Genomic DNA, 13317 nt, shown 5'->3' on the forward strand with positions numbered 1-13317 from the left:
CATCCTCTTCTTGCATAAAGTGCGCATAATCTATTGGCAGGCTCCCACAGCCGCCGCACAGGCAATGGAATACACCTTGCTCTGGTGGGAATCGGCCCGGGAGGTCAGCGCAATGGGAACACGAGCGCCCATGACCACGCCGCCCATCAAGCAGTCGCCCATATTCACCATTGCCTTCATAGCGGCGTTGCCGGCTTCTATGTTGGGCATCAGAAGAATATCGGCCTGACCAGCCACCGGGGAATCCACCCCTTTGTGGCGGGCGGCTTCGGCATTCAGCACTAGATCCATAGCGAGAGGGCCATCCACAATGCAGTCTCGAATCTGGCCCCGACGGTTCATCATGGTTAATAAGGCAGCATCGATTGTGGGAGGCATATCCGGGTTCACCAGCTCTACAGCGGCAATAGCGGCCACCTTAGGCTGTTTCACCCCCATAGCCGAAGCCATTTTGACTGCATTGGCAATGAGCTCGGCTTTGGTTTTTAGGTCCGGATACATCACCATGGCGCTATCTGTGATAAAAAGGGTGCGCCCGGTGGAAAGGCAGTGCATGGCCCCCACATGAGAGAGGGTTTTCCCGGTACGCAGTCCTTTTTCTCGATGAAGCACTGCCCGTAGCAGATCGGCTGTTTGGAGCAAGCCCTTCATCAGCATATCCGCTTCCCCTTGGCGCACCAGCTCCACCGCCAATGCGGCAGAGCGGATAGGGCCTTCCGATTGGATTACAGGCATACCGGTCAAATCCAAGCTGAGCCGGCGGGCAAGCTCTTGAATCGTGGTGGTATCTCCAATTAAAACAGGCAATGTTATGCCCAAATGCAAACTTTCATGAGCCGCCTTGAGAACCTCGTCGTCTTCGGCGGCTGCGATAGCCAGCCTTTGGGGAGAGCGGGTTTTCAATTGGGCGGTTAAGGCTTCTAAATTCATAAACAGATTTCTCCTTAAAGGCCCCACAGTAACAGGCTTCTATTCTTCCCAGTTGTGCCAGACATTCTGCACATCGTCGTTATCTTCCAACATATCCAGCAGCTTTTCCATTTTGACTCTATTATCGTCATCCAGCCGCACATAGGTGGAAGGAACATATTCCGGCTCGGCGGATTCAAAGGTATAGCCTTTGGCCTCCAAAGCCTCACGGGTTTTTCCTACTTCATTGGGGGAGGTGAAAATTTCAACGGCCTCGGCTTCAATATCAAAGTCGATGGCGCCGCATTCCAAGCAGTCCTCCATCACTTTATCCTCATCCAGACCATTGTTTTCAATAATCAGTATGCCCTTGCGCTCAAATAAAAATCCAACGCTTCCGCTCTGGCCGAGATTACCGCCGTTTTTATCAAAATAATGGCGAAGATCACCTGCTGTGCGGTTGCGGTTATCGGTGAGGCACTCCACCATAACAGCCACGCCATTAGGGCCGTAGCCTTCGTAGGTGATGCTCTCGTAATTATCGTTATCCTTATCCCCGGCCTTTTTAATGGCCCGCTCAATGTTATCGTTGGGGACATTGAGCGATTTGGCTTTGGAAATCAAATCCCGCAGCTTGCCGTTGGCGATGGGGTCTGAGCCGCCCTCGCGAATGGCAACAGCCATTTCACGGCCGATCTTGGTGAAAATCTTGGCTCTCTGGGCATCGGTCTTGCCCTTTTTGCGTTTGATGGTGCTCCATTTAGAATGACCTGACATAAAAGAAATCGCCCTTTCCTAAAAAAATCTATTCATCGTCATCCAAATCCAGACTGTCAAAAAAGGATGGAGGCCGGGAGGAAGAAGCCTCCTGTGCCGGCGTAGATTTACTGGAGGAATCCGCAGCAGGGGTAATCATCAAAATCACCTTATCCCGCTTGAGGTCTATTTTGGTTCCTTCCTCCGGTAAAGTGGTGATAACAGTATCGGGGCTGATAGAAGGCTCTGCCTTTTCCAAGAATTCAAACTGAATGCCCAGCTCGGTGAGAATTACCATGGCCTCGCTGCGGGTTTTACCCACAAGTGCAGGAACCTCCAGCTCTTCTTTGCCTTTGCTGACAACCAGAGTAACATTGCCACGGTTGACCATTGCGGTTCCCTCTGTGGGAGATTGGCTGACCACAATGCCAGCTTCGTATATATCGTTGAATTCTTCCTTAATGACAAAATCAAAGCGTTCCTGATAGGCCTGATTGCTTTGAATATCCACCAGCTTTTTGCCCACAAACAGGGGGACGGCATTATCGGGGACAGCGGCGCCTGATTCTTCCTCCCAAAGGGAAGATTCTGCCGATGAAGAGGAATGGTTGCCCCTGATCGCATCAGCACCGTAATGAGTTACATAATACCACACTGCGCCAAAAAGGAAAAGTACCGTAACCACCAAAGCCAGCGCCACATATAAGATGTTGCGCAGGGTAAGCCGGTGCTTTTCTGCTCGTTCCTGAGCACGAATGCGGGCAAGCTCTTTTTTTTCACGGGCCAGATTGTCATAAACCATGGTGCTGTCGGATTCCCTTTGCAGCAGCTGGCCGGCCACACTGCCCACAACCTGTGTGCGCTGGTTGGTGGAAAGCTCCATCGCCTTTTGAACCGCATCGGAAATCGCCTGTGGAACATCAGTCAGCTCAGCCAGAGTGGCCAGAGGCCGATCCGGGCTGCGCATGATGGATTTAGGCGGAACAAAGCCGGTCAAAACCCGGTAAAGCAATGCGCCCAAGGCATAAACATCGGTCCAAGAGCCCTGCCAGCCGTTGGCGGAATATTGCTCGGGAGCGCTGTAGCCGTTGAACAGCTCTGCGCTCAGCTCGCTTTTTGCTGTGCGGGTGGCAGCCAGCGCAAAATCCCACAGGTAAAGCCTGCCCGCTTCATCGATGTAGATGGTGTAAGGGGAAAGACCCCGGTGGAGAGAGCCTTGTGCATGGATATTATCCACTGTATTCAGCAGAGGCATCATCAGCTTTTGAGTTTCCTCTAAAGAAAGCTTGCCCCCGTGATCGATGAGATAATCCTCCAGACTTTGTACACCCAGATCCTCATAGATGGCGTATACGGTGTTGTTGGCGCAGAAGGCATCCAGAATGGGAATCACCGCATCCGAAATGCTCAGTCTCCGAACCTCGTTGCAGAGATCCTGAAAATCCGACATCAACGCCTTGCACTGTGCACCCATGCCGGGAAGCGGCTCTAAAAAGCCGGTATCCGCTCGGCGGCCAGCTAAAGTGGTGGGGAAGTATTCCCGGATCCAAACCCGGCTTTTGCGCAGGCGGTCATAGCCTATGTAAGTGGCGCCCTCGCCGTTATAGCGATCCACACGCCCCAGCAGATAGCGGTCTTGCAGGCTGGTTCCCGGTGGGAGATAATCAGGGTTGTGAAAAGCGTGGTCGCCCTGATATTCACAAAACCCACAGCTTCCATCCTCCCGGAGAGGATTCATACAGCCCATGCAAAGGGATGTATCACTTTTATTCATGAAAATAATCACCCTTCAAAACAGTTCCCTGCTGTGCTCAAAATACTCCGAGCCGCAGGATAAGAATGCAGTATTGCTTGGTTTCAGTTCCCGGTATGCAAAGATTCAATAATGTTGCAGATCAATTCTGCCTACAAAAAAAGCCGTCACAACCGCTTAGTTTATCATACAATGTTTACGTGCCTTTTTCAAGTTTCGAATGGTGACAAACAGTTATGGAAAAATGAAAAAGCTCGTCTGCCCATGGTATGCAGCCGGAGCAGCAGGAGCGGGCTTTGGTCAATAGGCCAACCGGCCAAGGCATCGCAGATAAGAAAATGGATATATGGTGTAAACGATGCATCTGTCTAAAAGCTTATAGGCAATAAATATGTCCATATGATTATCAAGGGAAAATACAAAAGGACCATGGCGAATTGTAACATGCGCTTTAAAATTTTTCAAATAAAATTTTATGCGTAGCCATGCGGGTTTGAGTGAAAAGAGCAGCTGCAATTTTCGGAAATTCACTAAAGTGGATTAAAGTTATGCCGGATGATTCCCGATAATACTAATGAAAGCGGTGCAGAGAGCCGCACAGCAAAACAAAACCCGGCTTGGATAAAGGATTTATCAGGGCTGCGGGGTTTAGAAGGCGTATTTATAGAAGGACTATCGCAAGGAGGAAAAAACCAATGATTATTCAGCATAATATTTCTGCTCTGAATGCCCAAAGACAGTTGGGCATAAACAATTCTAGTTCTGCCAGCAATTTGGAAAAGCTTTCTTCCGGTTATAAGATCAACCGTGCTGCCGATGATGCCGCCGGTCTTGCCATCTCAGAAAAAATGAGAGGCCAGATTCGGGGCTTGGCTATGGCCGAAAGCAATGCCCAGAACGGTATCTCTCTGATCAAAACAGCAGAGGGTGGCCTTAACGAGACCCATGCCATTCTCCAGAGAATGAGAGAATTGGCAGTGCAGTCTGCCAACGGTACTTATGATGACGAAGTGGATCGCCTGAATATTAATAAGGAAGTCAGTGCCCTCAAGCTGGAAATTGACCGTATCGCTGCTTCCACCAATTATAACGGCATCAGCCTCTTGGATGGTTCCTTGGGCGGTGAGGTTATGAAAACAAAATCCGCTGCTTTGGAAGGGGTCGGCATTAAAAGTGCGGCTACTTTCGTCATGACAGGAACTAAGGTCGCCTCCGGCACCACCGTTAATTTGGTTGTGCGCCATAGCGGAACGGCCAAAGGAATTGCCTTACAAGTGGGTACCGAAACCATTACTGGTAAAACATCGGATGGCAACACCTATACTTTTAGCACAACTGATGGGGCTATCTTCACCTTGGCACAGGCTGCGGGTGTTTTTAAGTCTGATAGCACAGTTGGCGGCGTTATCACCGGAATGAAGGTAAATGCAGGCGGTGATACTCTTAATTATAGTGATCTCATGGTTGCAAAGGCTGCCTCTGAATTATCCTTCCAAATCGGGGCCAACGGCACTGCCGATCAGCAGGTGGGTCTCAAGGTCTTTAATATGTCTACCGCTTATATTGGAGACAGGGAAAGCGGAAATTACATCAATGATGTGACGGTTACTGTACAGGACGATGCCAATGCGGCTATCGGCGTTATTGACAAAGCCATCAATCAGGTTTCTACCCAGCGTGCAGGCCTTGGTGCTCTGCAAAACCGTTTGGAGCACACCATCAACAACTTGGGCGTAACACAGGAAAACCTGCAGGCTGCTGAAAGCACCGTCCGTGATGTAGACATGGCGAAGGAGATGATGGAGTTCACCAAAAACAACATCCTTTCGCAGGCCGCACAGGCTATGCTGGCACAGGCAAACCAGCTTCCTCAGGGCGTGCTTCAGCTGCTTCGGTAAGTGTGGGTGCCTCATCTATATTATTTATGCAACCAAAAGTGGGCGGATTCTTTCTGCCCGCTTTTTTTGTCCTATTCTCTCTAAAGTGCGAGATGGATCGCCCGATATACAGTGTATAGAAGGTCTATCTTCTGTATCAGGCAATATTACCGCGCAGATATTACCTGATAGCTCCTGACCGGCTGACGGAACAGCTGGGGGGCTGGGACAATATACAAAAAACCTTAGAAAATCACAAGGAGGAATTTCGTATGATTATTCAACACAATATTTCTGCTCTGAATTCCCACAGACAGCTTGGCATCAACAATGCCAGCACTGCAAAGAATCTGGAGAAGCTCTCATCCGGTTATCGGATCAACCGTGCCGGTGACGATGCCGCCGGTCTTGCTATCTCTGAAAAAATGAGAGGCCAGATCCGTGGTCTTGAAATGGCCACCCAGAATGCCCAGAACGGCGTATCCCTGATTCAGACAGCAGAGGGCGGCCTCAATGAGACCCATGCCATCCTGCAGAGAATGAGAGAGCTGGCTGTTCAGTCTGCCAACGGCACCTATGACGATGACGTTGACCGTCTCAATCTGGATGAAGAAGTTCAGGCTCTGAAAGCTGAGATTGACCGCATCGCTGAGTATACCTCCTACAACGGCATTAAGCTGCTGGATGGCTCTTTGGGCGGCAAGGAGGTGGCTTCTGCTGGTGATGTTCGGACTGCAATCGGTGGTTCTGCTGCTGCTGCTGTGACCATTGTTCTCAATTCTGGTGCTGGGGCTCAGGCTCTTTCCGGAAAAACCGCTACTCTTATTATGCGCAGCGGTGGTAAGTATGCTCTTCAGGTAGACGGCAAGACCTATTCTATGGGCACTGGCAATGCTTTTAAGGTAGGCACTGGTGCCGATGATACTGTTATTTTGGGAACTGGCTTTGCAGCCTCTACCAAAGCGGGTGTTATCACAGGCGTTGAGTTAACTGCTGCTGGTGCTGACTATTCCAATGCCATGGTGGGCAACAAAGCCTCCGAGCTGACCTTCCAGATCGGAGCCAACGGCACAGCCGACCAGAAGGTTGGCCTCCATGTGGATAACATGGCCACCGGCTATCTGGGCAACGCTACCGATGGTTATGTAGCGGCTGTTTCGGTTGCTTCTCAGACCTCTGCTAATGCTGCTATCGGCACCATTGATGCAGCTATCAACCAGGTTTCCACCCAGCGTGCAGGTCTTGGTGCTCTCCAGAACCGTTTGGAGCACACCATCAACAACCTGGGCGTAACACGGGAGAATCTGCAGTCTGCTGAAAGCTCTATCCGTGATGTAGATATGGCAAAAGAAATGATGGATTTCACTAAGAACAACATCCTTTCTCAGGCTGCTCAGGCAATGCTGGCTCAGGCCAATCAGCTGCCTCAGGGTATCCTCCAGCTGCTCCGGTAATTATTATCTTGACTTTTGCAGGCGCCGGAAGTGGAAAAAGGAAATGACCCTTCCGGCAGGTCTGCGGCTTTTGTATAGACTTAACACACTTACAAGGAGGAACATTTCATGATTATTCAACACAATATTTCCGCCCTGAATTCTCACAGACAGCTTGGCATCAACAATGCCAGCACTGCAAAGAATCTGGAGAAGCTTTCTTCCGGTTACCGGATCAACCGTGCCGGTGACGATGCCGCCGGTCTTGCTATCTCTGAAAAAATGAGAGGCCAGATCCGTGGCCTTGAAATGGCAACCCAGAATGCCCAGAACGGCGTATCCCTGATTCAGACAGCAGAGGGCGGCCTCAATGAGACCCATGCCATCCTGCAGAGAATGAGAGAGCTTGCTGTTCAGTCTGCCAACGGCACCTACGATGATGACGTTGACCGTCTCAATCTGGATGAAGAGGTTCAGGCTCTGAAGGCTGAGATTGACCGTATCGCCACCTACACCTCCTACAACGGCATTAAGCTGCTGGATGGTTCTTTGGGCGGTAAGGCTGGTTCTGCCGCAATGGCTGATGTAGGCCTTGGTGCCTTGAATACCAACTACACTATTGCTGGTGGTACTGGTTTTGCATCAGGGGCATCTTACAGCGGCTCCGCTACTTTTATTATCCGGGAGAATGATGTTCTGGTTCAGGTTGCGGGGATGAGCGGTGTTCAAAAGGTTACCAAGGCTGCTGCTGCTTTTGCCTTTAAAGATGCACAGGGTGCTACTATTACAGCTAGCGTAAACTCCACCGCCATGAAGGAAGGCGTTGTTTCTGGATTCAAGTGGTCTTATACAGCAGTTGCCGATGGTACGGCTATTGATGGTGCTACTGACACTGCTGACCTTTCTGGAGTAATGGTTGCTAACAAAAATTCTGAGCTGACCTTCCAAATCGGAGCCAACGGCACCGCTGACCAGAAGGTGGGTCTCCATGTGGATAACATGTCTACCATGTATCTGGGCAACACAGACGATGGCTATGTGATGGATGTATCGGTTACAACCCAGACCTCTGCTAACACTGCTATCGGCACCATTGATGCAGCTATCAACCAGGTTTCCACCCAGCGTGCAGGCCTTGGTGCTCTCCAGAACCGTTTGGAGCACACCATCAACAACCTGGGTGTAACACGGGAGAATCTGCAGTCTGCTGAAAGCTCTATCCGTGATGTAGACATGGCAAAAGAAATGATGGATTTCACCAAGAATAACATCCTTTCTCAGGCTGCTCAGGCAATGCTGGCTCAGGCCAATCAGCTGCCTCAGGGTATCCTCCAGCTGCTCCGGTAATTTCAGTTATTTCAAAATTCTCACTGTTGAAAGAGCTTTCGCTGCGCTTGCAGCGGAGGCTCCTTTGCGTGTGAAAAAATTATCTAATGTAGCTGCTCAAGTGAATAACAAATCGGACGAAATATGTAAGGAAGACGTAGAAGTATTTTACATTTGCGTCGGGCCCTTCGGTATATTTTGCGCGGATATACTGGTTGGCCGCAGGCTTGTCGACTGTGAGGAGAAAATGGAAATGAACCTCCAGCCGCTTTATATGTTTTATTTCTATAGACCTATTACAAGGAGGAAAAAGTATGATTATTCAACACAATATTTCTGCTCTGAATTCCCACAGACAGCTTGGCATCAACAATGCCAGCACTGCAAAGAATCTGGAGAAGCTTTCTTCCGGTTACCGGATCAACCGCGCTGGTGACGATGCCGCCGGTCTTGCTATCTCTGAAAAAATGAGAGGCCAGATTCGTGGTCTTGAAATGGCAACCCAGAATGCCCAGAACGGCGTATCCCTGATTCAGACAGCAGAGGGCGGCCTCAATGAGACCCATGCCATCCTGCAGAGAATGAGAGAGCTCGCTGTTCAGTCTGCCAACGGCACCTACGATGATGACGTTGACCGCCTCAATCTGGATGAAGAGGTTCAGGCTCTGAAGGCTGAGATTGACCGCATCGCTGAGTATACCTCCTACAACGGCATTAAGCTGTTGGATGGTTCCTTGGGCGGTAAGAAGGTAGATACAGCGGTTAACAAAACCACTGGCTCACAGGCAAAGTTCTTGATGGGCGAATTGGGCTTAGGTTCAGCTGCCTTTGCAATCACTGGCGGTACCGGACTGAAAGATATTAATGGTACTCTGATTGTTAGGGGAAGTGGTGCTACTGCTACCTTTGCTTTGCAGGTAGGAGATCAGGTTATTGCTGGCTCCGCTAATGATGCCACCTATGCAGATGCTACTGGTTTTGGTTTTACCTTTGAGGATGGGACGAAAGTCACCATGAGTATTGATGGTGCAATGAGCACTAAGACTGGAGCAAAGCAGGGCGTTATTACTGGCGTTCACTTTAACGCCGCTGGTACTGCAATTACTCTGAGTGATGCTATGGCTGGTACTAAGACCTCCGAATTGACCTTCCAGATTGGAGCCAACGGCACCGCTGACCAGAAGGTAGGCCTCCATGTGGACAACATGGCCACCGGTTTCCTTGGCAACGCCACCGATGGGTATGTGGCGGCTGTTTCGGTTGCTTCTCAGACCTCTGCTAATGCTGCTATCGGCACCATTGATGCAGCTATCAACCAGGTTTCCACTCAGCGTGCAGGTCTTGGTGCTCTTCAGAACCGTTTGGAGCACACCATCAATAACCTGGGTGTAACACGGGAGAATCTGCAGTCTGCTGAAAGCTCTATCCGTGATGTAGACATGGCAAAAGAGATGATGAATTTCACCAAGAATAACATCCTTTCTCAGGCTGCTCAGGCAATGCTGGCTCAGGCCAATCAGCTGCCTCAGGGTATCCTCCAGCTGCTCCGGTAATTATTATCTTGACTTTTGCAGGCGCCGGAAGTGGAAAAAGGAAATGACCCTTCCGGCAGGTCTGCGGCTTTTGTATAGACTTAAAACAATTACAAGGAGGAACATTTCATGATTATTCAACACAATATTTCCGCTCTGAATTCTCACAGACAGCTTGGCATCAACAATGCCAGCACTGCAAAGAATCTGGAGAAGCTTTCTTCCGGTTACCGGATCAACCGTGCCGGTGACGATGCCGCCGGTCTTGCTATCTCTGAAAAAATGAGAGGCCAGATTCGTGGCCTTGAAATGGCAACCCAGAATGCCCAGAATGGCGTATCCCTGATTCAGACAGCAGAGGGCGGCCTCAATGAGACCCATGCCATCCTGCAGAGAATGAGAGAGCTTGCTGTTCAGTCTGCCAACGGCACCTACGATGATGACGTTGACCGTCTCAATCTGGATGAAGAGGTTCAGGCTCTGAAATCCGAAATCGACCGTATCGCCAACTATACCTCCTACAACGGCATCAAGCTGCTGGATGGTTCTTTGGGTGGAACTGAGACTTCTACTTCCGCAGCTGCTCGTGGAGCGCTGGGATTCGGCGCTACCGGAGAAATTACACTTTCCGGTGCTGCAGCCACAACTTTTTCTGGTAAAACCGCAACATTTATCGTTCGCGGCAATGGAACCGATGCTACCTTTGCTCTGCAGGTGGATGACAAGACTTATGAGGGCAAAGCGTCTGGCACCGCTACGGTCTTCCAGATTTCCGATACTTTGGCGGTCAGCTTTGCCGGAGTTGCAGCTGGAACAGGTGTTAAAGAAGGCGTTATCACCGGTATTAAGTTGTCCGTTGCCGGTACAGATGCTTTTGCTAATACAATGGCTGGTATCGATAGCTCTGCGCTGACCTTCCAGATTGGAGCCAATGGCACCGCTGACCAGAAGGTAGGCCTCCATGTGGACAACATGGCCACTGGTTTCCTTGGCAATGCCACCGATGGGTATGTAATGGATGTTTCCGTGACAACTCAGACCGGCGCCAACAATGCTATTGGTGCAATTGATGCAGCCATCAATCAGGTTTCCACCCAGCGTGCAGGCCTTGGTGCTCTCCAGAACCGCTTGGAGCACACCATCAATAACCTGGGTGTAACACGGGAGAATCTGCAGTCTGCTGAAAGCTCTATCCGTGATGTAGACATGGCAAAAGAGATGATGGATTTCACCAAGAATAACATCCTTTCTCAGGCTGCTCAGGCAATGCTGGCTCAGGCCAATCAGCTGCCTCAGGGTATCCTCCAGCTGCTCCGGTAATTATTATCTTGACTTTTGCAGGCGCCGGAAGTGGAAAAAGGAAATGACCGTTCCGGCAGGTCTGCGGTTTTTGTATAGACTTAAAACAATTACAAGGAGGAATATTTCATGATTATTCAACACAATATTTCCGCTCTGAATTCTCACAGACAGCTTGGCATCAACAATGCCAGCACTGCAAAGAATCTGGAGAAGCTCTCTTCCGGTTACCGGATCAACCGTGCCGGTGACGATGCCGCCGGTCTTGCTATCTCTGAAAAAATGAGAGGCCAGATTCGTGGCCTTGAAATGGCAACCCAGAATGCCCAGAACGGCGTATCCCTGATTCAGACAGCAGAGGGCGGCCTCAATGAGACCCATGCCATCCTGCAGAGAATGAGAGAGCTGGCTGTTCAGTCTGCCAACGGCACCTATGACGATGACGTTGACCGTCTCAATCTGGATGAAGAAGTTCAGGCTCTGAAATCCGAAATCGACCGTATCGCCGAGTATACCTCCTACAACGGCATTAAGCTGCTGGACGGCTCTTTGGGTGGTAAGGAGACTGCTTCAGCAGGTGCTGTGTCTGCAGCTATCGGCGCAGGTGCCACCACAAACACCACGATTGCTCTTGGTGCTGGTACTGCGGCTCAAGCTTTGGATGGAAAAACCGCTACTGTTATTATGCGCAGCGGTGGTAAATATGCCTTGCAGGTAGACGGAAAAACCTATTCTGCTACTGGCAATGTGTTTAAGGTGGGTTCCGGTGCTACAGATACCGTAACTTTAGGAGATGCTTTTGATAGTGACACCAAAGCTGGTGTTATCACCGGTGTCAAATTGACTACTTCTGGTGCTGATTATGCCAATGCCATGGTGGGCAACAAAGCCTCCGAGCTGACCTTCCAGATCGGAGCCAACGGCACAGCCGACCAGAAGGTTGGCCTCCATGTGGATAACATGGCCACCGGCTATCTGGGCAACGCTACCGATGGTTATGTAGCGGCTGTTTCGGTTGCTTCTCAGACCTCTGCTAATGCTGCTATCGGCACCATTGATGCAGCTATCAACCAGGTTTCCACTCAGCGTGCAGGCCTTGGTGCTCTCCAGAACCGTTTGGAGCACACCATCAACAACCTGGGTGTAACACGGGAGAATCTGCAGTCTGCTGAAAGCTCTATCCGTGATGTAGACATGGCAAAAGAAATGATGGATTTCACCAAGAATAACATCCTTTCTCAGGCTGCTCAGGCAATGCTGGCTCAGGCCAATCAGCTGCCCCAGGGTATCCTCCAGCTGCTCCGGTAAACGCATAAACTTTTTGATTGGAAAAGGGCAGGATTTATTCCTGCCCTTTTTTGTTTTTGCCCTAAACTTACGGCTTGACAGGCTTTCTTATATATGGTAACATATATGTTGCCGCATGTTCCGGGTAGAAGTGCGCCCAGAGCGCCACCTTGATGAGCAGCGAGACTGAAGAAAGATACAGGTGTTTTTGTATGTACGCAGTTATTACCACTGGCGGAAAACAGTACCGTGTGCAGGAAGGCGATATGCTTTTCATTGAGAAGCTTGATGTTGAAGCTGACCAGACTGTGCAGTTCGATGAAGTTGTCATGATTGGCAAGGATGACGGCGTGGTTGTGGGCGATCCCACTGTGAAGGGTGCCAAGGTTACCGCCAAGGTTCTCAAAAACGGCAAAGCCAAGAAGATTACTGTCTTCACTTATCGTGCTAAGAAGGGCTCCAAGCGTAAGATGGGCCATCGTCAGCCCTATACCAAGGTGGAGATCCAGTCCATCCAGGGTTAGTCCCTGTGATACACGCAGCTTTTGAGCGCCAGGGAGATCAGATCACAGCAGTTTCAGTCAGCGGACATGCAGGCTATGCGCAGGCAGGTCGGGATGTTGTCTGTGCGGCGGTGACCTCAGCGGTTCAACTGACCGCCAATGCTCTCACTGAAGTGCTTCAAGAAAAAGCGCAGGTCGGATTGGAAGAAAACCTTATTTCCATAAGGCTTTCTGAGCCATTTTCCCCGCAGGCCACAGCTTTTATGCAGGCACTTTATCTGCATTTGGGGCTTCTGGCTGAGGATTATACGAAAAATTTAAGATTAACCGTTTCGGAGGTGTAAGCAATGCTGAGACTTAATATGCAGTTCTTTGCTCATAAAAAGGGAATGGGATCCACCAAGAACGGCCGTGATTCCGAATCCAAGAGACTGGGCGCAAAACGTGCCGATGGCCAGTTCGTTCTGGCTGGCAACATTCTGGTTCGCCAGAGAGGCACCAAGATTCATCCCGGCACCAACGTTGGGATCGGTTCCGATGATACCCTCTTCGCAACATCCGATGGTATTGTCCGCTTTGAGCGCTGGGGCCGCGATCGCAAGAAGGTTTCCATTTATCCTGCCAGCTAGTGGAAGAATGAAT

12 protein-coding genes are annotated in these 13317 nt (G+C 50.2%); 9 read left to right on the forward strand and 3 right to left on the reverse strand.

What is annotated here, in order from left to right:
- Positions 1-30: 30 nt before the first annotated feature.
- From U6B65_13520 to U6B65_13530, 3 genes are read right to left on the reverse strand one after another with little or no spacing between them, the layout of a single operon-like run.
- A complete protein-coding gene (locus tag U6B65_13520; GenBank protein ID WRS27330.1) occupies positions 31-930 on the reverse strand; it encodes a bifunctional enoyl-CoA hydratase/phosphate acetyltransferase in 900 nt (299 codons plus the stop codon).
- Positions 931-969: 39 nt separating this feature from the next.
- Positions 970-1686, reverse strand: coding sequence for a YebC/PmpR family DNA-binding transcriptional regulator (locus tag U6B65_13525; protein WRS27331.1), 717 nt, complete (start codon positions 1684-1686; stop codon positions 970-972).
- A gap of 28 nt (positions 1687-1714) precedes the next feature.
- The gene (locus U6B65_13530) at positions 1715-3439 is read right to left on the reverse strand and encodes a PASTA domain-containing protein (GenBank protein ID WRS27332.1); all 1725 of its coding nucleotides are present in this window, start codon (positions 3437-3439) and stop codon (positions 1715-1717) included.
- 674 nt (positions 3440-4113) lie between these two features.
- Between U6B65_13530 and U6B65_13535 the strand changes: the two genes are divergently transcribed.
- The 9 genes from U6B65_13535 to rpmA all read left to right on the forward strand — a co-directional run bounded on the left by U6B65_13535 (position 4114) and on the right by rpmA (position 13304).
- A complete protein-coding gene (locus U6B65_13535) occupies positions 4114-5316 on the forward strand; it encodes a flagellin (GenBank protein ID WRS27333.1) in 1203 nt (400 codons plus the stop codon).
- A 251-nt stretch (positions 5317-5567) separates the two neighbouring features.
- A complete protein-coding gene (locus U6B65_13540) occupies positions 5568-6749 on the forward strand; it encodes a flagellin (GenBank protein WRS27334.1) in 1182 nt (393 codons plus the stop codon).
- Between the two features lie 108 nt (positions 6750-6857).
- A complete protein-coding gene (locus U6B65_13545) occupies positions 6858-8075 on the forward strand; it encodes a flagellin (GenBank protein ID WRS27335.1) in 1218 nt (405 codons plus the stop codon).
- 293 nt (positions 8076-8368) lie between these two features.
- Positions 8369-9607, forward strand: a complete 1239-nt coding sequence (locus tag U6B65_13550) for a flagellin (protein WRS27336.1) — start codon at positions 8369-8371, stop codon at positions 9605-9607.
- Between the two features lie 108 nt (positions 9608-9715).
- Positions 9716-10906 carry a flagellin gene (locus U6B65_13555; protein WRS27337.1) on the forward strand — a complete coding sequence of 397 codons (1191 nt, stop codon included), beginning with the start codon at positions 9716-9718 and terminating at the stop codon, positions 10904-10906.
- Between the two features lie 108 nt (positions 10907-11014).
- The gene (locus U6B65_13560) at positions 11015-12193 is read left to right on the forward strand and encodes a flagellin (GenBank protein WRS27338.1); all 1179 of its coding nucleotides are present in this window, start codon (positions 11015-11017) and stop codon (positions 12191-12193) included.
- A 191-nt stretch (positions 12194-12384) separates the two neighbouring features.
- Positions 12385-12696 (forward strand): 50S ribosomal protein L21, encoded by a 312-nt coding sequence (rplU, locus tag U6B65_13565; protein WRS27339.1) that lies wholly within the window; start codon positions 12385-12387, stop codon positions 12694-12696.
- 5 nt (positions 12697-12701) lie between these two features.
- A complete protein-coding gene (locus tag U6B65_13570) occupies positions 12702-13019 on the forward strand; it encodes a ribosomal-processing cysteine protease Prp (GenBank protein WRS27340.1) in 318 nt (105 codons plus the stop codon).
- Between the two features lie 3 nt (positions 13020-13022).
- Complete coding sequence (gene rpmA, locus U6B65_13575; GenBank protein ID WRS27341.1) at positions 13023-13304, forward strand: 50S ribosomal protein L27; 282 nt, start codon at positions 13023-13025, stop codon at positions 13302-13304.
- Positions 13305-13317 lie beyond the last annotated feature (13 nt).

This window comes from Oscillospiraceae bacterium MB08-C2-2, from assembly GCA_035621215.1.
Taxonomy (GTDB): Bacteria; Bacillota; Clostridia; order Oscillospirales; family Ruminococcaceae; genus WRAV01.